The sequence below is a fragment of the Aeromonas piscicola genome (assembly GCF_000820005.1).
GTDB lineage: Bacteria > Pseudomonadota > Gammaproteobacteria > Enterobacterales > Aeromonadaceae > Aeromonas > Aeromonas piscicola.
On sequence record NZ_CDBL01000087.1, the window covers coordinates 23,513 to 46,377 of the forward strand.

Annotated in this window: 24 protein-coding genes and 1 pseudogene; 13 read left to right on the forward strand and 12 right to left on the reverse strand. The window is 55.7% G+C overall.

Annotated features, from left to right (window positions below; translation table 11 throughout):
- Positions 1-464: 464 nt before the first annotated feature.
- Positions 465-866: an H-NS family histone-like protein gene (locus tag BN1128_RS23190; RefSeq protein ID WP_042873365.1), complete on the forward strand. Its 402-nt coding sequence runs from the start codon at positions 465-467 to the stop codon at positions 864-866.
- 136 nt (positions 867-1,002) lie between these two features.
- Here BN1128_RS23190 and BN1128_RS23195 read toward each other — a convergent pair whose 3' ends face one another.
- From BN1128_RS23195 to BN1128_RS25765, 3 genes are read right to left on the reverse strand one after another with little or no spacing between them, the layout of a single operon-like run.
- Positions 1,003-1,437 (reverse strand): hypothetical protein, encoded by a 435-nt coding sequence (locus tag BN1128_RS23195; protein WP_042873367.1) that lies wholly within the window; start codon positions 1,435-1,437, stop codon positions 1,003-1,005.
- On the reverse strand, positions 1,430-3,343 hold the full coding sequence (locus BN1128_RS25760; RefSeq protein WP_156140670.1) for a site-specific integrase: 1,914 nt from the start codon (positions 3,341-3,343) through the stop codon (positions 1,430-1,432). Before BN1128_RS25760 ends, BN1128_RS23195 begins: the two co-directional genes overlap by 8 nt.
- Before the next feature lies 1 nt (position 3,344).
- Positions 3,345-4,880 carry a hypothetical protein gene (locus BN1128_RS25765; RefSeq protein ID WP_156140672.1) on the reverse strand — a complete coding sequence of 512 codons (1,536 nt, stop codon included), beginning with the start codon at positions 4,878-4,880 and terminating at the stop codon, positions 3,345-3,347.
- Positions 4,881-5,866: 986 nt separating this feature from the next.
- Here BN1128_RS25765 and BN1128_RS23205 point away from each other — a divergent pair.
- On the forward strand, positions 5,867-6,283 hold the full coding sequence (locus BN1128_RS23205; protein ID WP_042873371.1) for a helix-turn-helix domain-containing protein: 417 nt from the start codon (positions 5,867-5,869) through the stop codon (positions 6,281-6,283).
- Positions 6,284-6,368: 85 nt separating this feature from the next.
- On the opposite strand, the gene BN1128_RS25040 is transcribed toward BN1128_RS23205, so the two are convergent.
- From BN1128_RS25040 to coaBC, 4 genes and pseudogenes are all read right to left on the reverse strand, one after another.
- On the reverse strand, positions 6,369-7,211 hold the full coding sequence (locus BN1128_RS25040) for a tyrosine-type recombinase/integrase (RefSeq protein ID WP_167335831.1): 843 nt from the start codon (positions 7,209-7,211) through the stop codon (positions 6,369-6,371).
- Positions 7,212-7,286: 75 nt separating this feature from the next.
- Positions 7,287-7,598, reverse strand: a complete 312-nt coding sequence (locus BN1128_RS23215) for a site-specific integrase (RefSeq protein WP_042873376.1) — start codon at positions 7,596-7,598, stop codon at positions 7,287-7,289.
- Positions 7,599-7,726: 128 nt separating this feature from the next.
- Positions 7,727-7,984, reverse strand: a pseudogene (gene dut / locus BN1128_RS23220) (dUTP diphosphatase); the annotation flags it as partial.
- A gap of 89 nt (positions 7,985-8,073) precedes the next feature.
- Positions 8,074-9,276, reverse strand: coding sequence for a bifunctional phosphopantothenoylcysteine decarboxylase/phosphopantothenate--cysteine ligase CoaBC (gene coaBC / locus BN1128_RS23225; protein ID WP_042873379.1), 1,203 nt, complete (start codon positions 9,274-9,276; stop codon positions 8,074-8,076).
- A gap of 147 nt (positions 9,277-9,423) precedes the next feature.
- Here coaBC and radC point away from each other — a divergent pair, with 147 nt between their 5' ends.
- The 6 genes from radC to BN1128_RS23250 all read left to right on the forward strand — a co-directional run bounded on the left by radC (position 9,424) and on the right by BN1128_RS23250 (position 13,092).
- Positions 9,424-10,098: a RadC family protein gene (radC, locus tag BN1128_RS23230; RefSeq protein ID WP_042873380.1), complete on the forward strand. Its 675-nt coding sequence runs from the start codon at positions 9,424-9,426 to the stop codon at positions 10,096-10,098.
- A gap of 135 nt (positions 10,099-10,233) precedes the next feature.
- Positions 10,234-10,470 carry a 50S ribosomal protein L28 gene (rpmB, locus tag BN1128_RS25045; protein ID WP_005321271.1) on the forward strand — a complete coding sequence of 79 codons (237 nt, stop codon included), beginning with the start codon at positions 10,234-10,236 and terminating at the stop codon, positions 10,468-10,470.
- 11 nt (positions 10,471-10,481) lie between these two features.
- Complete coding sequence (rpmG, locus tag BN1128_RS23235) at positions 10,482-10,649, forward strand: 50S ribosomal protein L33 (RefSeq protein ID WP_005307500.1); 168 nt, start codon at positions 10,482-10,484, stop codon at positions 10,647-10,649.
- A gap of 93 nt (positions 10,650-10,742) precedes the next feature.
- Positions 10,743-11,198 carry a hypothetical protein gene (locus BN1128_RS23240; protein ID WP_042873382.1) on the forward strand — a complete coding sequence of 152 codons (456 nt, stop codon included), beginning with the start codon at positions 10,743-10,745 and terminating at the stop codon, positions 11,196-11,198.
- Positions 11,199-11,222: 24 nt separating this feature from the next.
- Positions 11,223-12,035 carry a bifunctional DNA-formamidopyrimidine glycosylase/DNA-(apurinic or apyrimidinic site) lyase gene (gene mutM, locus BN1128_RS23245; RefSeq protein ID WP_042873384.1) on the forward strand — a complete coding sequence of 271 codons (813 nt, stop codon included), beginning with the start codon at positions 11,223-11,225 and terminating at the stop codon, positions 12,033-12,035.
- A gap of 178 nt (positions 12,036-12,213) precedes the next feature.
- Positions 12,214-13,092, forward strand: coding sequence for a VirK/YbjX family protein (locus BN1128_RS23250; RefSeq protein WP_042873386.1), 879 nt, complete (start codon positions 12,214-12,216; stop codon positions 13,090-13,092).
- A 67-nt stretch (positions 13,093-13,159) separates the two neighbouring features.
- On the opposite strand, the gene coaD is transcribed toward BN1128_RS23250, so the two are convergent.
- Positions 13,160-13,642: a pantetheine-phosphate adenylyltransferase gene (gene coaD, locus BN1128_RS23255; protein ID WP_042873389.1), complete on the reverse strand. Its 483-nt coding sequence runs from the start codon at positions 13,640-13,642 to the stop codon at positions 13,160-13,162.
- A 233-nt stretch (positions 13,643-13,875) separates the two neighbouring features.
- On the opposite strand from coaD, the gene BN1128_RS23260 reads away from it, so the two are divergent.
- Entirely contained in the window at positions 13,876-14,919 is a 1,044-nt protein-coding gene (locus BN1128_RS23260; RefSeq protein WP_042873391.1) for a glycosyltransferase family 9 protein, read from the forward strand.
- Between the two features lie 61 nt (positions 14,920-14,980).
- Here BN1128_RS23260 and BN1128_RS23265 read toward each other — a convergent pair whose 3' ends face one another.
- The gene (locus tag BN1128_RS23265; protein WP_042873393.1) at positions 14,981-15,769 is read right to left on the reverse strand and encodes a glycosyltransferase family 2 protein; all 789 of its coding nucleotides are present in this window, start codon (positions 15,767-15,769) and stop codon (positions 14,981-14,983) included.
- A gap of 241 nt (positions 15,770-16,010) precedes the next feature.
- On the opposite strand from BN1128_RS23265, the gene waaF reads away from it, so the two are divergent.
- Entirely contained in the window at positions 16,011-17,126 is a 1,116-nt protein-coding gene (gene waaF / locus BN1128_RS23270) for a lipopolysaccharide heptosyltransferase II (RefSeq protein ID WP_042873396.1), read from the forward strand.
- A 1-nt stretch (position 17,127) separates the two neighbouring features.
- A complete protein-coding gene (waaA, locus tag BN1128_RS23275; protein WP_042873397.1) occupies positions 17,128-18,393 on the forward strand; it encodes a lipid IV(A) 3-deoxy-D-manno-octulosonic acid transferase in 1,266 nt (421 codons plus the stop codon).
- Positions 18,394-18,476: 83 nt separating this feature from the next.
- On the opposite strand, the gene BN1128_RS23280 is transcribed toward waaA, so the two are convergent.
- The 3 genes from BN1128_RS23280 to BN1128_RS23290 are packed head-to-tail and all read right to left on the reverse strand — an operon-like array spanning position 18,477 to position 20,554.
- Positions 18,477-19,736: a PTS ascorbate transporter subunit IIC gene (locus BN1128_RS23280; RefSeq protein ID WP_042873430.1), complete on the reverse strand. Its 1,260-nt coding sequence runs from the start codon at positions 19,734-19,736 to the stop codon at positions 18,477-18,479.
- A gap of 51 nt (positions 19,737-19,787) precedes the next feature.
- Positions 19,788-20,075, reverse strand: coding sequence for a PTS sugar transporter subunit IIB (locus BN1128_RS23285; RefSeq protein ID WP_042873399.1), 288 nt, complete (start codon positions 20,073-20,075; stop codon positions 19,788-19,790).
- 35 nt (positions 20,076-20,110) lie between these two features.
- Positions 20,111-20,554, reverse strand: coding sequence for a PTS sugar transporter subunit IIA (locus BN1128_RS23290; protein ID WP_042873401.1), 444 nt, complete (start codon positions 20,552-20,554; stop codon positions 20,111-20,113).
- A gap of 253 nt (positions 20,555-20,807) precedes the next feature.
- Here BN1128_RS23290 and BN1128_RS23295 point away from each other — a divergent pair, with 253 nt between their 5' ends.
- Together BN1128_RS23295 and acuI are read left to right on the forward strand one after the other, a co-directional pair.
- Complete coding sequence (locus BN1128_RS23295; RefSeq protein WP_042873404.1) at positions 20,808-21,827, forward strand: LacI family DNA-binding transcriptional regulator; 1,020 nt, start codon at positions 20,808-20,810, stop codon at positions 21,825-21,827.
- Positions 21,828-21,859: 32 nt separating this feature from the next.
- Positions 21,860-22,840 (forward strand): acrylyl-CoA reductase (NADPH), encoded by a 981-nt coding sequence (acuI, locus tag BN1128_RS23300; RefSeq protein WP_042873406.1) that lies wholly within the window; start codon positions 21,860-21,862, stop codon positions 22,838-22,840.
- Positions 22,841-22,865: the final 25 nt, after the last annotated feature.

Here is a 22,865-nt window from a genome sequence, read left to right on the forward strand (position 1 = left end):
GGGTATCAGAGATGGGCGCGTTGGCTATGGTGGCCAGTCTGGGAATAGGGGTTAGCATCGAGACCTTTTTGGGCAGAGATGCCACCTCATGGCCAGTGGATGGTTTCCCAACCTACATTATTCCAACTTGCGTTGTGTGGCGGTTATGGCAACATCCCTTCAGCATAGACTTACCCTCAAATACCTAAGCCTCTGGATGTGATCGATGAACAAAAAGGGGATGAACAATGAACATATCATCGAGAGCGTAGCGGTCCAGCAAGCTCTAGTACAGGCAAATACACCACAGTGCGGTATCGTATTTATCCGATGAGAAAAGAAAGGCAGCAGAACCGTACGTGTCGATACAAAACAGGATAGGAAGTGGTGTATAACCCAGTTCTTTTACTGTGATGTCAACACACTCGGTTTCGCTGTGTTGTCGTCACGATAGACAGCCTATTTATTTACACTGAGATATCCCTATGACCGATTTTTTGAAAGTTTTACTAAATATACGCAGCCTGCGTGCCGCACTGCGTGATCTAACGCAGGAACAGTTGAAAGAAGCGCACGAGAAATTTGAATCCATCTATCTGGAGCGTGCAGCGCTGGTGGAGAAAGAGCAGGCAGCCCAAGCTGAGCATGTGAACAAACTGGCACAGTTCCAGGCTATGCTGGCAGAAGCAGGTATAGACCCTCGCGAACTGGTCGGTAGCGCACCGGCTGCGGCTAGCAGCGCAAAGGCCAAGCGAGCACCTCGCCCGGCGAAATACCACTATGTCGAGAATGGTGTGGAGAAAACCTGGACTGGTCAGGGACGTACGCCCAAATATTTGGCAGAACAACTGGCACAAGGTCGTCAGCTGGATGAGTTTCTCATCTAATCACGCAGTGGACGCCATTCTTGATTCAAGGTGGCGTTATTATTCTGTTATGTGGTCTCACCAATGTAAAATCATCTTAATACAATCGCCAAATAAAATTATTCTAGTAATCAATAACCGACAACAGAAATATTAGTTATTGTGTCTTTTTTAGTGCAGTAATATTGTTTTTTATTAAGCTCTGGAGTCGGGAAACTTCAGATTGCAATCGCTCATTTTCCAACCATAGCAGTTGGATCTGATGAGCCTTCATTTTATTAGTCTCTGCTGCGTCTTTTTTGCACTGATTCAATGCTACTCGAAGGCTCCTTACTTCCAGATCTTGAAGCTGGTATGCCTCCAGAAGTGTAACAGGAGCATCGCCAGCACAGCTTAGACCATTTTTCCTTATGGCTTCGTAGGCATCACTCAGGTCTGCATACTCATGTAAATAACGATAGACAGTTGCCCTGCTGACACAGGCCTCCTTGGCCAGGTTGACACTAGTAATCTTCCCATTCGTTTTAGTTGATGCGCCACGTGCCAGTATATCTAATGCATCAACAATTGATTGATAGTTTCTGTCAGGCATCAGGGCTGGCTCCCAGTTCATTGATAACAGCTTCTAACTGAATGATTTCTATTTGTAGCTGATGTTTCTGGAGTTTTGAAGCTTTTGGATGTATGGCGAATTCTTTTGCCTGACTTAGTTGGGCTTCCCACAACAGTTTGTGGCGTTTTGAAATACATGCATTACTGCATTGCCCTGGTTGGCAAAAATTTAGAACAGGCCGATCTGTCAGTGTGTTATTTGATGTACAGATCGCCTTGGCAGGATCAAAGAAGCAGAAATTGAATTTCCCAACAAAGAGTTGTTTATTGGCATTAGCTAACCATTTAACAATCTGTGATGGCGGGTAGTCTTCTACTCGCCCTCTAAAAGCGGCATTAAATGCGGATTTTAGACTAATGCCGAATTCGCCAGCGACCATTCCCTCTGATAGGTCTATTGCGAGTTCTCCTAGGATATCGATACTCGCTAAAATTTTTTCCTGCTCCAGTAGCTTGTTCCATTCCGGTTCTTCGCCTGCGTATCCCTCGAAAATAGCTACTTCTAGATGTTTATATTGCAGCATCCCGGCAATAATACCAAACGGTTGTCTTGCTATATATCTGGCTAATGTCCGTCGAAATTGTCGCAGATTGAAATGCCATGGTTCGGTAGTTCCCGCTTCATTAAGCCACTCAGGTATCGGTCTGTAATGGAGGTTTTGATTACAATACTTTTGAAACCTGTTAATTTGATAGGAAATCGCACCCGTGGTGAATTCAGTGATCTGTTTACCGACAAATGTTTTTCTAATATTAAAACTACCGCTGGACCTGTCAGTGAGAAATAAACGCTCATTACCTGCTGCGTCTCTAATTTGCTTGGTCAATATCTCTAAAATCTTTATAGCTAGAACAACCTCCTCAATAACTACCCATGAATCTTTACAACCCCCACCTCTATGTTTATGTAATAATGTATTAATATAATATATAGGTTGGCCATTGGCACTTACATCGCTAATGTAGCAGCCAGCCGTGAGGGACAACAGCTCACTTGGGCGGATACCAGAATAGGCGAGGATGATGAGTATACAAGCGGATCGGAGCTGGTGGAGTTCATCATATAAGTCTCCGTGGGAGCACATGGGACTTATACGCCAGTACGAATTTATTTTTCGAATTATTTTAGTAGCTTTTCTATTAAATCGCTTGGTTTTTCCATTATCACTCAAATTGAGGTGGGTAATTTCTTTTTCCCATATAGATTGTAATGACTCCCAAGTCTCTAAAAGTATTTTGCTATATTTTAGTACATAATCCAGCGCAGTGCTCATGATGGCTGAATATATCGGTTCAGGGATCGGTAGCGTCTTATTATAAGGGCTTTCACTATCTTTTTTTCGGATAAACATTTTTTCAAATGGTTTCTCTGTGAGTGGAGTGGTGATCTGACTTCTATACTCCCATAGTCGATAGATAATACGGAATATGGCGATAATCCTCCCATCTGTTTTACAGTTACTGAACGAGATACTTTTTAGATATCGGCTCAGAAGCTGGCTATCAACTTCATGGAACCCATTAAGTCCTTGACTGCCACAGTATTGTGCAAAACTTTTCAGGATATACAGCTCATTATTTACTGTCAGCCATTCTCCTGCTCTATCGTGGGTTGCTACGGGTTTGTATAGCCTTGCGTAAGCATACTCAGCAAGTGATAGAGAAAATCCACAAGGGTATCCAGGAACTGATTCAAAATTCCAAGATTTAGCAGCATCTCCGATACCTGGTGCGGAGACTAGGGCTGACATATTCCAGCTAGGATCGCCAAACAAAGAAGCAGGTGAGACGCTGATGTTGGGAGAAACAAACTTACTACCTATCAAACCACTAGTGGGTGGTAGTAACTCTTCTCGGGGAGAAGGATATTGTGATTTAAGACTCATTTTATGTCCTCATATTCAGAGGAATGTAAAATATCTGCGACTGAGCCAGATGCTCAGCTTCAGCGATAGCCTCTCTCGAAAATAGAGGAAGCACTTCAATGGTTAATGTGTGCCAAAGAGAGCCGAATTTAGTATTCCAATCTTCTGCCGATAGCTCGTTGTGAGCCTGTTGAATGAAGTCGCGTAAAACAATCACACGGGGGAGTACATGGCGTGTAATGACCGAGTTAGAACAGACAAAACATCCCCATGGTTTATCGCATGGCGTATTTAGTTGTCCCCCAGGGCGATTATAGAAATCTTTACAGGAGGAAAATAGTACATCCTGCTCTCCACTTATTATCTTCTCGGCACTGGTTATATCTACTTCTAAGGTGGTTGCGATAGTCTCAGGACTCTCATCTGTTAATATTTTGGGGGATGCTAATGCCCGCGCTTCATACAGGGCCTCTCTGACTGCTTGCTCATGAATGTGCCGAGTAGCATCATTCGCAATGTAATCTACTGTAGTCGTCCCGAGTGTATGAGCGGCATCCCGGCTCACTCTGCTGAGCTGTCCAGTCTGTTTATAGCGGCTGGTTAGATAATAAACTCGCCAGCGTCTTAAGGAGACTCGAAGTGGTTGATCATGCTCATTTTTTAATTCGTGTTGATCACACCAGCCGCCGTCATGGTTCATTTGAAACTTTATATAACCAGGATCTATTCTCTTTACGGGCTCTCGACCATGTCCGTCTATGGTTAAACCCAAAAATAGATATTTCCGATCCTCAGTGGGTGCATGTTGTACTAGCGGTTCTGTTATCTTTAAAAGGGTCTTTATTAGTGCGACGGGTGAGAATGGTCCATCATTGTCGATATATTTTTTATATCTCCGAGCACTACCACGAGCTTTCTCATACCATAAAATAAACCGTCCATCGATCTCCTGCAGACAGTCACGAGTCAGTTCGAGAATAGAATGCTCATTCCGCCCGGTTTTTTTTGCTAGCAAAATAATAAAGGGTATTAAGTCCCACGTTAGTGGATAAAGTAGAGAATATGTATCTTTCTTTCGGTATGGAACGTCAAAACAGCCCATCATAACATTGTTAAACGTGGAATGACGGCCAGCAAGAAGCTGAGATCTATCTAGGTACTGACCATCCATGATATTGACGATATACCATATAATATTTTTGAGTTGAAGCCATGGGCGTTCGAGAGGGGCCCCAGTAGCTGGGTCTCGCCTTTTGTGACGACCTCGTGGATCTTCTCCTATTGCTAGTAATTCTTTTCCTTTATCTAGTCGACTTAACATTTCCCTGATTTTGGTTCGACATATACTTTCAAAGTCCAAAGCTTCGCTAGCAGTGTATGGCTGTACTCTGTCATTATCATGTTTATGACTGAAACTACGTGGGGGCGAGAAGTCTGGTCGTGCTAAATTCAACATCCGTCCGGCCTCTAAGAGGCGTATGATATTTCCAAAACGTCGACGGGAATATTCTGATTTGAAATCAATAGAGATCAATTGTAGATACGCACGATAGTCCATCAGAAATTCATATGTGATGTCCATCATACAGAATTGACTAGGTGAATTTATCTTGCCACAGTAGTCCAGCAGCTCTCGAATGATCGTACTATAGCTGCCAATCGTAAGATCACTGGCGACTCGACTAGGCGAGGTATGTTGGTAGAGAGCAGCAATGCAGTCTCGTGCTAATATTTGGTAAGTCTCAATGCCTGTCAAATCTAGATATGCACGGGGACCCAATTCGCTGCGCCTATCGAATACCAGACTGCCAGCGATGTGGACATTATCTGGAGTTTGAGGTATGTACTCGAACTCTAGTCGGTCATTGTTCATAAGTGCGCCTCTACTAGGCCGGCGCTTGGGCTCAATGGACAGGTGTCCGTGTCAACTATCCCGATATTTGTGACGATTAGTTGGGGCATGGCCTCTCCATATCTATAGCTCACCTAAACAAGACTATAAACTAGCGAAAGACACACCTATACCACAAGTGACCTAACTCATTGATTATTCACATATTGCTTTTCCTTTTCTCTATCATCGCTTTAGTAATTTGTATAAAAATCAATATATTATAATCTTCTCAACTTACTAATGTATTTTTACATTACTCTGTAAAAGTTATTTATTTTGGGTGTTTATTCTGTTTGATGTTTAAGAACGATATAAATGAATGCGCCATATGGTGACAAATGTACTCAGATTAACGATCATTTTCGCATTAGAGGTTGAAATATTATCTTGAGCTACAGGATGAGGGCTAGGATCATCTTGTTATCCTGGAAGCCTTCGCCAGGGGCGCTTCGAATGAGCTCCCGCGTGATGCTATCAGCCAGGCGCGGCCTCGTATAACACCCCTTTGTGATCTGAGTGTTGGAAATTCCCATAGTAGGGTGAGATCATCAATACTCACTATTTGTTCAGTACTCTCATTCCTGACAGAATCACCTGCTCCAGATAGCCGCTATTCATGGCGAGTGCCGGAGAAACAAGGAGTAACCATCATGTTAAATCCTGCGCTGGTTCAAATTAGAGAAGCATTGGTCCAAGTGCCCTACATCGCCCACATCAATAATCAGGACGATTATGAGCGAGCTCTTAAGCTAATAGACGAGCTGGTCGATGACTATGACACCAATAGACAATTAATTGGGTTGCTTGCAACCAGTATCGAGCGTTGGGAAGACGGGGCTAACGAGTTTGCCGACTTCAATAAGGCTTTGGCATGTGTGGAGCCGGGCATTGCCGTCTTAAAGACTTTGATGAGCCAATACCGACTGGGGGTGGCTGACCTGCCTGAGCTGGGATCCAAGTCCAATGTTAGCAAACTGCTCAATGCAGCCGAGGGTAAGAAACTGACTCGCCAACATATCAAGGCACTAAGCAAGCGCTTTGCAGTATCACCTGCACTGTTCTTTTGATTGCCAATGTGGTTGAACAGCTCGAGTCAGACCGTCGCGCTTGGAAGCGAGTTATCCAGCCGATAGGGGAGCGTAATTGGAAAAATTACATTCTATCGTTTTTCCATGAGGTCCAATCGTCCAGCGACTCGTCAACCAAAGCTTCAGATTCCTCCAAAAAATCTAGGTAGATGTGAGTCGAGGTTATCTGAGAGTGTCCTAGTAGGCGTTGTAGCTCTCTTAGTGGGTCATTCAAGATCTGTCGATAGGCGTCGGCTCCTCCTTCTCTGAGCATCTTCAGGTTTGTGGACATTTTTTTGATCATAGCTTCCAGCTGATAGACTGCGTACGTATGACGGCAGCCATGAGGCGTCAGTCGTATTCCAGTTTTTTTGGACATCCTCGTGAAAAAGCTCTCTACTGTACGGACTGATAGAGGCTGACCAGTTCGCGATAGAAAAATCTTAGTGGATTGATTTGAGGAAGCCTTGCCTGCCGATCTTGATTTAGCCTGCTTGAGAACCTCTGTGCGTTCCTCATCACAATAAAAGCGTATGGCTCGAGCTATACGCTTTGGAATGAGTATATAACGACTTTTATTTCCCTTTCCTACAACCCTAACTTTGATTCCTTTTAATCCGGAAAAACGTAGGTCATCAGGATCTGGAATTTGATAAACGTCTAAATTTAGAGCCTCAGAAATACGTAGGCCAGAAACGATCAAGGTGTCCACTAATGCTATATTTCTCTGAGAATTTTCACCGTTGGATATAAGGGGGCGCCATAATTGTTGATAGTTATTAACACTAATAAAATTTATTGGTTCTGGAGTAAACTTGGTTCCGATATCCGCTGTATTTATCCCCTTTCCACCAAACATTACTCTTGACTGGCGATACTTAAAAGGAACTTCGTTTATGAGCCCCTCGTCAACCGCATATTCGTACAAATGTACGATTGCAGTTTTAGCTACATTCCAAGAACGCCCAGTTAAAGCTGGTTGGTTTTGGTATTCACCACTGGTTCATACGATGTAGTACAGGTCTAGATCGCGTTTGGTGGCTTGTAACCAAGTTTTCCCCTGAGCTGCCATAAATCGGATAAATACTCCGACTTGACTAGCATAAGTTTTCCAAGTTTTTACACTTCCACGGCGAGGGCTAAGCAGGTAATTACAGAAACCATCGAGTTCTCGATCTGGTAGGTTATTGCTATCTAAAAAGAATGGGCGGCCGTTTGGAATTATGTTCTTTTTAAGAAGTTCTTTGAACTGAGCACGCTCTACCGGATGCAAGTGATTGAAAATGCTAGTGTCAAAGTAAAACAGCTCGGCCATGTGTAGCTCCAATTTTTGAGACTATTGGAGCATATTTTATACGCGCATTATCAGGATCTAGAAACCATTAAAAGGGGAATTACTTCTGTTATGCAACGAATGAGACATTTCTTTTAATGACGTATAACCACCAGGTTGCCCAGTACTATGCCGTGCTTATGGCCGAGGCCGGAGCGGGGCAAAATGGTGGCACACAGGCCGGGATCCTGGATGTGGATGGCCAGACCGGTCGGTACCAGGGTGGTATCGCCCGGTGCCAGCGTGATGGGCGCATCCAGCAGGGCGCGCAGATCCATGCCGGCAGAGCCCGGTGTGGCATAGGCGGGCAGCGGGTACTCGGTGCCGATGCGGGCATCCAGAATCTTCAATTCAATTTGTGTTGTCATGGATAGTTCGTTTTTCAATGAGTGCTTGTGTGGACGCCCAGCATGGCCAGTGCAGTCTGTGTCGTCGTGAATCGTTCGCCTGCCGGGTGTTAGCCCCGGTAGTGACGTGCAATCAGGGCGATGAGGTGACGGGCCAGCGTCAGCTTATCGGCCAGCGGCAGTGGGGCTTGACCCCCTTGCCAGAACACGGTCAGGGCGTTGTCATCAGCGTTGAAGCCCTGACCCGCGCGGGACACGTCGTTGGCGGCGATCATATCCAGCCGCTTACGCTGCAGTTTGTCGAGGGCGTATTGTTCCACATCCACGGTTTCGGCGGCAAATCCGACGGTGAAGGGCTTGTCTGATAACGCCCCCACGGCGGCTATGATGTCGGGATTCTTGACCAGGGTCAGCACCATCTGGTCGTTGTCGCCGGTCTTCTTGATCTTCTGGCTGGCGACCTGCTCGGGCCGATAGTCGGCCACGGCGGCGCACCCAATGAAGAGATCGCAGTCGGCCACCAAGCTCATCACCGCCTGATGCATCTGCTCGGCGCTCTCCACATCGACTCGTGCTACCCCGCCCGGTGTCGGCAGGGCGACCGGGCCGCTCACCAGCGTTACCTCGGCACCCGCCTCACGGGCGGCGCGGGCGATGGCGTAGCCCATCTTGCCGGAGCTGTGGTTGCTGATGTAGCGCACCGGATCCAGCGGCTCGCGGGTCGGCCCTGCGGTGAGCAGCAGTCTGACGCCCGCCAGCAGCGGCTCGGCGGCCAGTTGCTGCCAGCAGCGCTCCACCAGTTCGAGGGGATCCAGCATCCGGCCCGGGCCCACGTCGCCACAGGCCTGGCTGCCTGAATCCGGCCCCCACAGCAGGATGCCGCGACTGGCCAGAGTCTTGAGGTTGGCCTGAGTGGCGGCGTTGAGATACATCTGCTGATTCATGGCCGGGGCCAGAGCCACCGGTGCCGGCGTCGCCAGACAGAGGGTGGTGAGCAGTTCATCGGCCATGCCGGCGGCCATGCGGGCCATCAGATTGGCGCTGGCCGGGGCGATCAGTACCAGATCCGCCCACTTGGCCAGTTCGATGTGGCCCATGCCCGCCTCGGCGGCGGGATCCAGCAAGCTGTCTGCCACCGGATGGCCGGAGACGGCCTGCAGGGTCAGCGGGGTGATGAACTCCTTGGCGGAGCGGGTCATCACCACCCGTACCTCGGCTCCCTGATCTTTCAGGCGGCGTACCAGTTCGGCACTCTTGTAGGCGGCGATCCCGCCACTGACACCCAACAGGATGCGTTTATCGGCCAATCTCATCTGCTGTTTCTCTTCCGGCTCACTCTGACTGGTCGGCTAAGATACCACAGGCAAGGGATGACGACAGAGGCTGACATGGGGGACTTGCGGTCGGGCTCCCGCGATTTTTTGCTATGTTTTCTCTCAATAGGCATGAGGGAGAGACAAATGAGCATCAAGGAGTGGCCAGAGGATGAGCGTCCCCGAGAGAAGCTGCTGCGCCAGGGGCCAAGCGCCTTATCCGATGCCGAATTGCTGGCCATCTTCCTGCGCACCGGCGTCAACGGGTTGAGCGCGGTGGATCTCTCGCGCCAGCTGTTGCAGCAGTTCGGATCCTTGCGGGCATTGCTCGGCGCCGATCAGTCGGCCTTCTGCGATGCTCATGGGCTGGGTCCGGCCAAATACGCCCAGTTGCAGGCTGTGCTGGAGATGGGCAAGCGTCATCTGGCCGAGCAGTTGCAGCGGGGCGATGCCCTTACCTCGCCCCAGTTGACCCGGGATTATCTGCAGGCCCAGCTGCGGGATCGGCCGCGAGAAGTGTTCGCCTTGTTGCTGCTGGACAACCAGCACAGAGTGATTCAATTCGTTGAACTTTTTTACGGAACCCTCGACTCGGCGAGCGTCTGGCCCAGAGAAATCGTGCAGATCGCGCTCAAACATAATGCAGCCGCCGTGATTCTGGCGCATAATCACCCGTCCGGCGTGGCCGAGCCCAGTCGGGCCGACCGCCAGATCACGGATCGGATCTTGGCCGCCTTGGCCCTGATCGATATCAGAGTGCTGGATCACTTGGTGATCGGTGATGGCATCACGGTTTCTTTTGCAGAGCGTGGTTGGTTGTAACTGGCTCTGGCACTGTATTAGTTGATCTTTGATCACGGATGCTGTATAAAATGCCGCCTTCTGTTTGCCCCGCAATCGAAGGCCAGCGGGGCAGATATTTGCTCGAGCAATGAAGTAAGATTTGGAGAGACTGACATGTCTAGAGTATGCCAAGTAACCGGCAAGCGCCCGGCAGTTGGTAACAACCGTTCGCACGCTAACAACGCTACCAAGCGTCGTTTCCTGCCGAACCTGCACACTCACCGTTTTTGGGTTGAGGGTGAAAAACGCTTCGTAAGTCTGCGCGTATCCGCAAAAGGCATGCGTATCATCGACAAGCGTGGCGTTGAAGTGGTTCTGGCTGAACTGCGCGCCAGCGGTGTTAAGGTATAAGGAATTAGATCATGGCTAAAGGTATTCGCGAGAAAATTCGTCTGAACTCCAGCGCCGGTACTGGTCACTTCTATACCACTACCAAGAACAAGCGCACCATGCCCGAAAAAATGGAGATCAAAAAGTTTGATCCCGTTGTTCGTCAGCATGTGATCTACAAGGAAGGCAAAATCAAGTAATTACTTGATGCTGCATTCCCAAAAGCCCGGCCCAGTGCCGGGTTTTTTTATGGCTGGAATTCAGTACACTGCCGGTTCAAACGGAGGCTTGCCATGTTCAGACTGAGCCGCAAAGGCTGGAATAACGTGATCATAGTGGCTGTGCTGGCGGTGATCACCCTGCTGCACCGGCTGGAGACAGCCCAGCAGGAGAACAGTGCCCAGCGTGCCCGTCCCCTGTTGCCGGAGAGCGCCGTCGTGCTCACCTGGCAGGGGCCGAGCTGGCAGATCGAGCGCATCGGTCAGGGCTGGCGCAGCGGGCCTGATCTGGGGCTCAGCAGTGCCCAGCTGGCCGCTCACATCGAAGGCTGGCAGGGCTGGTTGTTGCCACCGGGTAGTGCCGTGCGGGGTACGCCGGTCACCCTCAAGATCTGGGTCGCTGGCCAGAGCGATCCGATTGAAGTAGGGCTCTATCAGGACAGCGACAAGTTTGCTGCCCTGCTGCCGCCCTCGACCTGGCTCAGCCTGAGTCAGGAGCAGTATCGCAGCCTGCTGCGTCCCACCCCCTAATCCATTTTCGAGCGAGAGGACCCCATGCCTGAATTACCGGAAGTCGAAGTCAGCCGCCAGGGCATCTCTCCCTGGCTCACCGGCATCAAGGTCACTCGCGTCGTGGTGCGGGATGGCCGGCTGCGCTGGCCGGTGCCGGGCGAAATCCAGGAGCTGGTGGATCTTACCATCCACAGGGTCAGCCGCCGCGCCAAGTATCTGCTGCTGGAGACCGACTTCGGCACAGCCATCCTGCATCTGGGCATGTCTGGCAGTCTACGGGTGCTGAATATCGGCACCCCGGCCGAGAAACATGACCATGTGGATATCGAGCTGGAAAATGGCAAGCTGCTGCGGCTCAACGATCCGCGCCGCTTCGGTGCCCTGCTGTGGACCCGTGAACCGGCCGAGGCGCACGCGCTGCTGGCGAAGTTGGGACCGGAACCGCTGACCGATGCCTTCAGCGCCGACTACCTGCAGGGGCGCGCCAAGGGGCGCAGCACCGCCATCAAGACCTTCCTGATGGATAACCATGTGGTGGTCGGGGTGGGCAACATCTACGCCAACGAGGCTCTCTATGCTGCCGGCATTCATCCCAAGCGGGCGGCGGGCAACATCAGTGCCGAGCGACTGGCAACCCTGGTGGCCGAGATCAAGCGGGTGCTGGCCGAGGCCATCAAGCAGGGCGGCACCACCCTCAAGGATTTCACCAGCGCCGATGGCAAGCCGGGCTATTTCGTGCAGCAGTTGCAGGTCTATGGGCGGGGTGGCCAGCCCTGTTTTCATTGTCACACCCTGCTCAGTGAAATCCGGCTGGGGCAGAGAACCACTGTGTTTTGCTCCCACTGCCAGCGCTGAATGGCCGTTATTTCGGCCTGAAACGGCCAAGTTGTAAGAGAGTATTTCCAGTCTGTTGAATATTTGCGCGCCCGTCACTAGTATCTCGACCGTTCAGGCAGTTTGAGAAAATAAAATGACAGCTAAATCAATAGACTGGGATCATTTATCCCGGCAGGGGCACTATTGTGCCCAAAAAATGGCCCGTTTCCTCTATCCCGATGACAGCGCCCGCAAGACCTTCAATCGTGCCAAGTTCGTGCTGCGCAGCCTGCTCTATCGGCAGCAGCTGAGCCGGGTATTCGAGCTGTTTCAGGCCGAACCCCTCAAGGCCCTGCCTGCCCACTATCCCGAGCTGCTCGACAAGCCGATGCGGCCCTACCGCTTTGCCGGCTCCACCGCGACCGAGCGGGCCGAGATGCTGGAGAACCACTACCGGCTGATGCTGGCCCGCTACCCGGAGCTGATCGACCCGCTTTATCTGGGCGATGGCATCGAGCTCGGCCGCTATCCCGAGAGTGGCTGCCGCATAATATTGCGTCACGATGGTACCTTCCGCCGCGAGGCCGAACTGGCCCTCTCCATCGTCGATCCGCAGGGCAAGCGGCTATACAGCTGTGCCTTCTCGCTGGCGGGCACCCCCAACAAGCTGGCCCTGGTGATCGGCTCTGTGCAGGGGCCCGAGCCTTGCATCGAGCAGGCGCAGGACAAGGTGCGTGCGCTGACCAAGGAGGGCCAGGGTCTGAGGCCCAAGTCGCTGGTGGTGATGCTGGTGATGCAGCTGGCCGAGGCGATGGAAGCCGAGCATATCTCGGCGGTACGGATGAAGGCCCACATCTATCAGGCCAGGCGCTACAGTAAGAAGAAGAAAGCCTGTCTGCAGGCGGATTATGACGAGCTGTGGCAGGAGTTTGGCGCCGTGGATCTGGATGACAACTTCGTGCGGTTGCAGCCTGTCCAGCGCAAACCGCTGGAGGAGATCGCCTCCAAGAAGCGGGCCATGTACCGGCGCCGCTACGAGTGGCTCGACACGCTGGCGCTCTCCTGCCAGCAGGTGCTGGCTCGCCAGGCGGGCTGACGGTCCATGCTGGCGAGATGAATGTGCCCCTCAAGAAACAGGCTACCTTCGGGTAGCCTGTTTTTGATCACTTGCCTTGCTTGGCGGCAATCGCCTTGGCGACGATCGGGTCGACGAACTGGCGGATATCGCCACCGTGCAGGGCGACCTCCTTCACCAGGGTCGAGGAGATGAAGGAGTTCTCCTCCGCCGGAGTGAGGAAGACGCTCTCCAGTTCCGGCATCAGGCGGCGGTTCATGTTGGCCAGCTGGAATTCGTACTCGAAGTCGGAGACGGCGCGCAGGCCGCGGATCAGCACGTTGGCCTGCTGCTCCCTGGCGAAATCCACCAGCAGGCCGGAGAAGCCCACCACCTTGACGTTGGGCAGGTGGGCGGTCACTTGCTGGGCAAGCAGGACACGTTCTGCCAGATCGAACAGCGGGCGCTTGCTCGGGCTGTTGGCCACCCCGACCACCACTTCATCAAACAGTCTGGCGGCCCGGCCAATGAGGTCGGTGTGGCCATTGGTGATGGGGTCGAAGGTGCCGGGATAAATTACCTTGTTGGTCATGTTGTTGATTCCTGCAACCTGGGAATTTGGTCGCATTATAGGGTCTGTTGGCGTTTTGTCGCGACCGGGACGACGTCCGTTTTGTGCGGGACCTGGCGCGAGAGGCCCGGTTTGGTCGTCCAAATCAGTATCGTCTGGTGTCTTCGCTTGAGAATAGCTGTGCATCAGGCAAGAATACCCGCACCGCGCATCAAGCCTCCTTGCATTGGTGACAGGGAGCAAAGGGATTTTTTATGAAACGTATTCTGGTAGTACGCAACGACAAGATTGGTGACTTCATGCTGGCATGGCCGAGTTTTGCCATGCTAAAGCGCTCCATGGATTGTCATGTGACTGCCCTGGTTCCTGCCTACACGGCGCCGTTGGCCCGTCTCTGTCCCTGGATCGACGAAATTATCCTGGATCCGGGTTCAGGAGCCGACAAGGAACAGCAACGTGCCTTGCAGGCGCGCATCAAGGCGGCCGCCTTCGATGCTTCCATCTGCCTCTTCTCCAACTCTCGCAATGCCATGCTGGTGTGGAAGGCACACATCCCTTACCGGTTGGCCCCTGCCACCAAGCTGGCCCAGGTGCTCTACAACCAGCGCCTGATCCAGCGTCGTTCCCGCTCCCAGAAGCCGGAGTACGAATACAACCTGGATCTGGTGCGCCGCTTCCTCGCCGACCAGCAGGTGAGCGTGGTCGAGCCGCAGGGCCCCTATCTCAGCTTCGATCCCCAGAGTCTGCAGCAGGTGCGCGAGCAGGTCGCAACCCGCTTGAAGCTGGATGCCAGCCGCCCCTGGCTGATGGTGCATGCCGGCAGCGGCGGCTCGGCCAACAACCTCTCCATCGAGCAGTACGCCCGCCTCATCATCAAGCTCAACCAGGCTTGCCCCGAGTTGCAGTGCATACTGACGGCGGGGCCGGGGGAGGAGAAGATCGCCGAACAGCTGGCGGCCGAGCTGCTGGCCCACGGCGGCAACGGCTGGATCTACCGCTCCGACGAGGGGCTGCCCAAGTTCTGTCAGGTGATGGCCAACGCGGCACTGTTTGTGGCGGGCAGCACGGGGCCGCTGCACATAGCGGCGGCGCTGGACGTGCCCACCATAGGTTTCTTCCCGGCGCACCGCTCGGCCACCCCGCTGCGCTGGCGTCCGCTCAACAGCGAGGGGCGCCACCTGGCGTTCAGCCCGCCGGAAGACAGCGATCACCCGGAAGACATGAGCCAGCTCGATCCCAAGACAATGGCGGCGGCGATCGCCCGCTGGGCACCGCCGTTCTGGCGGACAGAGAGCTGATAGATACAAACAGGGCCCTTTCGGGCCCTGTTTCGTCATGCTGGCTTGAGCGGCTGCGCAATTAGTTGCCAGTCTGATCCGGCGCCTGCGGCTGCTGGCGGATCCAGAGGTCGGCGTACTTCACGAAGGTGGAGTGGGCCGACAGGATCGCGAGCAAGAGTCCCTGCTTGCCATCGAGGAAGCCCGCCTTGAGCAGGTACATCTTGAGGAAGCAGCCCAGCGCATGCACCAGCCCCTGGCTGAGGGAGCCCTTCTTGCCACGGGCGGTGCGCTGATCGGCCCAGGCCCTGGCATAGCCGGCGGACTTCACCAGATAGTGCTCCAAGTCCCGATAGGTGAAGTGGAGCAGGTCGCCATGGATATTGACGATCTTCATGTTGGCACGCACCTCCACTTTCTCGTGCACCAGCACCTCGTTGTAGCTGGTGAGCGCTTTGGGGTAGAGGCGCAGCACCCGATCCGGATACCAGCCGCTGTGACGGATGAAGCGACCAAACACCCAGGAGAGGCGCGGGATCGAGTAGATGGTATCGCTGGCCGGGTTGGCCATGACGGTGGCGATGGCCGCTTTCAGCTCGGGAGTGAGCCGCTCGTCGGCATCCAGCCACAGCACCCACTCTGACTGGACGTGGGACTGGGCGAGGCGGCGCTGGCGACCGAAGCCCGGCCATACCGGGTTGACGAAGAAGCGGGCGCCAAATTCGGCGGCGATGGCAGGGGTTTCGTCCTGGCTGCCTGAGTCCATGATGACGATCTCGTCCACCAAGCCGTCGAGGGAGGCGAGGCAGGCTCTCAGGTTTGCGGCTTCATTCTTGACGATCAGGACGGCCGCCAGGGTCGGTTTTTTCACGGATTAAGGGCTCTTGTTGGCGCCCGGCTGGCGGGCCATGCTCGAATTGGCGCCCATTCTAGCCTAAAACGGCAGGCGGAGCATGGTTCCGGCGCCCGCAGTGCGTCAGTTTCAAACGGAGTCTTTTTTGGCATGAGAGCGGGTGGTACGGGGATCTTCTGTTATTTCTCGGGCCATTCTTCGGGCATAATCTCGGCCAGTAATGATTAACCGCAGGGCTTGGCCCCAAGAGACGCGTGAGATGAAGATATTGGTGATCGGCCCCTCCTGGGTCGGCGACATGGTGATGTCCCAGAGCCTCTACAAGGCGATCAAGGCCAATCACCCCGACAGCGAGTTGCATGTGATGGCGCCCGCCTGGTGTGGTGCCCTGCTGGAGCGAATGCCCGAGGTGGACAAAGCCATCCCCATGCCGCTCGGCCACGGTGACTTCAAGCTGGGGGCCCGCCGTCGGCTCGGCAAGCAGCTGGCAGCCGAGAAGTACGATCAGGCGATCATCCAGCCCAACTCCATGAAGTCGGCGCTGATCCCCTGGTTTGCCAGGATCCCGGTACGCACTGGCTGGAAGGGGGAGCACCGCTTCGGTCTGCTCAACGACATGCGCAGCAACAAGTCAGCCTTTCCGCTGATGGTGGAAGCCTACCTGGCGCTGGCCTATCCCAAGGCGCAGATGAAGAGCCGGGCCGACATTCCCGTCATTCCTCATCCATCGCTCAATGTGGATCTCATCAATCAGGGCAAGGCGCTGGACCGACTCGGTCTGGATCGCGCCCGCCCCGTGCTGGTGCTTTGCCCGGGGGCGGAGTTCGGCCCGGCCAAGCGCTGGCCGGAAGGGCACTACGCCGTGGTGGCGCAGAAGCACCTGGATGAGGGCTGGCAGGTGTGGATCTTCGGCTCCGGCAAGGATGTGCCCGTGGCCAACACCATTCGCGACCGGATCAATCCCCTGTCGCGTCCCAACTGCCATGTACTGGCGGGCAAGACCAGCCTGTACGAGGCGATTGACCTGATGGCGCTGGCCGGGCGGGTCATCGCCAACGATTCCGGCCTGATGCACATAGCCGCTGCCCTCAACCGGCCGTTGATCGGGGTCTATGGCTCTACCTCGCCGCTCTACACGCCGCCGCTGGCGGACAGGGTCGAGATAGTACATACCGACATAGAGTGCCGCCCCTGCTTCAAGCGCACCTGCAAGTTCGGTCACCTCAAATGCCTGATCGAGCTGATACCGGAGCAGGTGATAGAGGCGGGCAGGCGACTGGAGTGCGGCGAGTCGCCGGCTCAACCGATCGTACTGCAAGTGGGCGAGCCACCGCGCTTCGTCTCCGACCCGGGCAAGCGATCGGAGCCGAAATAGCATGGGCTATCGGTTGCTCTACAACCTGCTGATCCACCTGGGTTTGCCGCTGGCGTTGCTGGCGCTCTACAAGCCGAAGAAGGGCAAGCCCGGCTTCGGTGCGCGCTGGGCCGAGCATCTGGGATGGACGCCGGCCAGCGGGCAAGAGACGCCGCTCTGGATCCATGCGGTGAGCGTCGGTGAGACGCTGGCCATCAGTCCCTTCATTCGCGCCCTCAAGGCCGAGCGGCCGGACTTGCCGATCCTGCTCACCACAACCACCCGCACCGGCGCCGAGCAGGCCGCCAAGCTGGGGGAGTTGGTGGTGCATCGCTACGCCCCGCTCGACTACCCCTGGGCGGTGGCCACCTTCCTCAAGCGCATCAAGCCGCGCGCCCTCTGGGTGATGGAGACAGAGCTGTGGCCGAACTGGCTGGCGGCCTGCGAGACGCGACACCTGCCGGTGACCATCATCAATGCTCGCCTTTCGGAGCGATCCTGCCAGCGCTATGCCCGTTTCCAGGGGGCGTTTGATACTTTGAGCCGGCCGCTGACCCATCTGCTTTGCCAGCATCAGGACGATGCCGACCGTTTCGCCCGCCTCGGCATCAGCCGCGCACGGCTGGCAGTGACCGGCTCCATCAAATTCGACATTCAGCTGGGGGACGAGGTACAGGCCAAGGGTCGCGCCCTGCGTCAGCAGCTGGGTGCGGATCGGCCGGTCTGGATCGCCGCCAGCACCCATCAGGGTGAGGACGAGCAGGTGCTGGTCGCCTTCGATCTGCTGCTCAAGCGCCATCCCGATGCGCTGCTGATCCTGGTGCCGCGCCACCCCGAGCGGTTCGACCGGGTGGCTGAGCTGTGTGCCCCTTATGGCTGCGTGCGGCGTACCAGTCATGCCGTGATAGGCGCGCAGCACAAGGTCTATCTCGGCGATACCATGGGTGAGTTGCCGCTGATGCTGGCGGCGGCCGATGTGGCGTTTGTCGGTGGCAGTCTGGTGAAGATCGGTGGTCACAACCTGCTGGAGCCTGCGGCGCTCGGCAAGCCCTGTCTGACTGGCCCCGCCTACTTCAACTTCAGCGATATCACCCGCCAGCTGGTGGCTCAGGGGGGCGCCGTTATCGTGGCCGATGCCGCCGCACTGGGCGAGCAGGTGAGCCAGCTGTTTGCTGACGGGAGCGCCCGCCGCAAGATGGGGGAGCATGCCCGTGCCGTGGTGTTGCGCAATCAGGGGGCGCTGGTGCGCACCCTGTCCCACTGCCTCGCTGCGTTGGAAAGCGACTGAGCCCAGGCCCACTCATACAAGATGACCAGCCATAAAAAACGGAGCGCGATGCGCTCCGTTTCTGTTTTTGGCACTGACCGGGATTAGCGAACGATCAGCCCCAGCAGGATGCCCAGCACGCCGAAATCGGAGTCGCTGAAGGTGGTGTTGGCAAAGCCGAGGTCGCCCAGCACCGGCAGCAGGAACACCGGCAGAATGGTGAGCAACAGCAGGCCGTTGGCGAAGGAGCCCAGAATGGCGCCACGACGACCACCGGTGGCATTGCCGAATACCCCGGCGGCCGCGCCGACGAAGAAGTGGGGTACCACGCCCGGGATGATGACGGTCAGCCCCAGCAGATAGAGCAGTACCATCCCCACCAGACCGGCGGCAAAGCTCGACAGGAAGCCGATCAGCACGGCGTTGGGGGCGTAGGGGAAGACGATGGGGCAGTCGAGCGCCGGTTTGGCGTTCGGCACCAGCTTGTCGGAGATCCCCTTGAAGGCCGGTACGATCTCGGCGATGACCATCCGCACACCCTGCAGGATGACGTAGACGCCCGCCGCGAAGGTGATGGACTGCATCAGGGAGAACATGAACCAGTGCTTGCCCTTGGCGACGCTGGTCACAAATTCGGGGCCGGCGAAGGCGGCGGTCACCAGGAAGATGATGCCCATGGTGAAGGAGATGGCCACCGGGGTGTCGCGCAGGAACAGCAGACTCTTGGGTACCTGCACATCTTCACAGCTGTGGGCCTTGTTGCCGAACTTGGCGCCGATCAGGGCGGAGAGCACGTAGGAGCAGGTGGAGAAGTGACCCAGCGCCACCTCATCGGAGCCGGTGATTTGCTTCATGAAGGGGTGGGCGATGGCCGGGAAGAAGACCATGGCGACACCAACTACCAGACTGCCGACCGCGATCAGCGGAATGCCACTCATGCCACCGGCAGAGAGGATCACCGCCACCATCATCGACATGAACAGGGTGTGGTGACCTGTCAGGAAGATGAATTTCCACGGTGTCAGACGGGCGATCAGGATGTTCACCAGCATGGCGAAGAACATGATCATCGCCATCTCCTTGCCAAACGAAGTCTGGGCGATGGAGACGATGGCCTCGTTGTTGGGCACGACGCCCTTGATGCCGAAGGCGTGCTGGAAGATGACGGCGAAGTCACCCAGCGAGTTGATCACCAGGGTGGCACCAGCCCCCAGAATAACGAAACCCATGATGGTCTTGACCGTGCCCTTGATGCACTCGGTCACCGGTTTCTTCTGGGCAATCAGGCCGATAAGCGCGATCAGGCCGACCAGCACGGCCGGCTCGGACAGCACGTCAAACATCAGAAAATTGAAAAATTCCATGGTCAGCTCCTGGCAATGGAAGATGCGGCCCGCAGGCCGCATGGAGGATTCTTAGAGGGCGCCCAGTTCGCGCAGGGCGGTGGAGAGCTTCTCTTTCATCGCGGCCTTGTCGACCATGTTGTCCAGCGACACCAGACGGCCGTTGACGCCCATGGATTGCAACTGCTCGGCGATGTCGCGGGTGGCGACAAACATCTCGGCGGTTTCACTACCGGCGGAGGCCAGATCGCGGTGATCCACTTCGGCGGTGACGGCCAGCTCTTTCAGGATGCTCTTGATGCTCATTTCCATCATCAGGCTGGTGCCCAGACCGTGACCACATACAACCAGAATTTTCATTGTCTCTTCCTCTGTCAGGTGCGCCTTGGCGCAGATCAGTAGCGCGCCAGAACGCGCAAGATGTCGTCTTTGGTGTCGGCCGCAATGATGGCCGCCACATCCTCTTCATTCATAAACAGCTCGGCCAGCTGGGCTATGGTCTCCACGTGGGAGTTGCTGTCACTGGCCGCCAGGGTGATCAGCAGCTGGATCGGATCGTTGCCTTCGGAATCGAAGTTGACCCCCTGCTTGATGACTGTCAGCCCCAGACCCAAGCGGTTAACCCCATCCTCGGGGCGAGCGTGTGGCATCGCCAGACCGGGGCCCAGTACGTAGTAGGGGCCGAGCTCTTCATGAGAGCGAAACAGCGCCGCCACGTAGGAGGGCTCGATGGTGCCGTTGGCCAGCAGGGGCGCCGTCGCCAGCTCGATGGCGTGGCGCCAGTCGCGGGCGGCGGGTTCGATGCGGATGACATCCTCGGTCAGCAGTTGAGTCAGCATGGTGGTGATCCGGCTAGTTAAGATGGGGGCCAATCTAACCATCTTGCGGTGGTGAAACTGTGAGGGTGATCGCGAAAGTTAGCGCTATCTGATAGCGCTAACATGAAACTGTGATAGCGCTATCATTTATACCATGAGTGGGATTCATCTTGCCCCTCCACTCGCTCAAAGGGGGTAAAATCCGGTTTGAGCAAATAGTCAGTGCTGCACTTTTGCCTTAAAGTGAGCACCCGTATGTCGAGGAAGGGAAGGGATGTCAGAAGCGAAGAAGCGCCGTAGCACGGGTCGGGTGACCCTCAACGATGTGGCCCAGCTGGCCGGCGTGGGGGCCATGACGGTGTCCCGTGCCCTGCGCACCCCCGAGCTGGTGTCAGACAAGATGCGCGAGCGCATCGATGCCGCCGTGGATGAACTCGGCTACATTCCCAACCGGGCGGCGGGGGCGCTGGCCTCGGGTACCTCCCATGTCATTCTGGTGATAGTGCCAAGCCTGCTGGATCGAGCCAGTGCCGAACTGATGGCCGGGCTGCAACCTGTGTTGATGAAAGCCGGTTATCAGCTGGTGTTGGGAGACGCCCAACACCTGCGCCAGCAGAGCGAGCAGCTGGAGCATTTGCTGCAGTACAATCCGGCAGCCGTGATCGTGCTGGGCTGTCTTGAGTCGCCGGATGACAAATTGTTGTTGCGACAGAGTCGCTTGCCGGTGGTCGAGGTGGGTGCACTGGTGCCCCATCCCATGGGTATCTGTATAGGCGGCTCCAATCAAGATGCAGGCTATCGGCTGACTCGTCATATGATCGAGCGGGGTTACCGTAATATCGGTTTTCTCTGCGCCCGCCAGGAGCAGTGGATGCTGCAGCAGCGAATGCGCGGCTGGCAACAGGCGATGCTGGAGAGTTATCTCTCGCCAGATATGGTGATCAATACTTCGGAGGCTCCCAGTTTCAGCACAGGGGCTGCCATGCTGGGTGAGTTTCTGATGCGCTGGCCAGAGCTGGACGCGCTGATCTGCGTCAACGACGAGCTGGCAGCTGGCGTGCTGTTCGAGTGTCAACGTCGTCACCTGAACGTGCCCGGCAAGCTGGCCATAGCCGGTTTTGACGATTCCGATGTAGCGAAGGCCTGTTATCCAGCTCTGACATCGGTACATATTCCCTATCGCAAAATGGGCAGCATGGCTGCCGAGATTATCCTGCGCAAGCTGGCCGGCGAGGAACTGCAAGAGTGTACCCAGCTCCTCGAGTTTCAACTGCAAAAGCGCCAAAGCAGCTAATTCCCGTTTCACACGTCATCAAAGAGGCAACCATGTTCAAGGCTCTGTTACTGGAAAACCAAGACGGCAAGACTGTTCCAACCCTGACCCGGCTGGCCGAGAGCCAGTTGCCGGAAGGTGAAGTGCGGGTGGCGGTCACCTACAGTTCCATCAACTACAAGGATGGGCTGGCTATCACCGGCAAGGGCAAGATAGTGCGTCAGTGGCCGCTGGTGCCCGGTATCGACTTCGCCGGTACCGTGCTGGAATCGACCGATAGCCGCTATCAGATCGGTGACAAGGTGGTGCTGACCGGCTGGGGTGTGGGCGAAGGACACTGGGGCGGCATGGCCGAGCAGGCGCGGGTCAAGGCCGACTGGCTGGTGCCGCTGCCGGTCGGGCTGGATGAACGCCAGGCCATGTGCATCGGCACCGCCGGCCTCACCGCAATGCTCTGCGTGTTGGCGCTGGAGGAGGCGGGCGTCACCCCGCAGAGCGGCGAGATCCTGGTGACGGGCGCCGCGGGCGGGGTGGGTTCCACCGCCGTGGCCCTGCTGGCCGCGCTGGGTTATCAAGTCGCGGCTCTGACCGGCCGTCCCGAGGAGCAGGGAGCCATGCTGACCGCCCTCGGGGCCAGTCGCATAGTACCACGCAGCGAGCTGCTGGAGCCCGCCAAGCCGCTGGAGAAGCAGTTGTGGGCCGGGGCGATCGACACAGTCGGCAGCCAGGTGCTGGCCAAGCTGCTGGCCCAGATGAACTACGGCGGCGCCGTAGCCGCCTGCGGGCTGGCGGGCGGCTTCGATCTGCCGACCAGCGTGATGCCCTTCATCCTGCGCAACGTGCGGCTGCAGGGGGTCGATTCGGTGATGTGCCCGCTGACACGTCGCCAGCTGGCGTGGCAGCGACTGGCGCGGGATCTGCCCGCCAGCTTCTTCGAACAGGCGGTGACCGAGATAGCACTGGAGCAGGTGGTCGAGGCCGCCGAGGCCATCACGCTGGGCCGGATCGCGGGGCGCACCCTGGTCAAACTTTGATCCTGCCTTGACTGGCGAGCCCCAT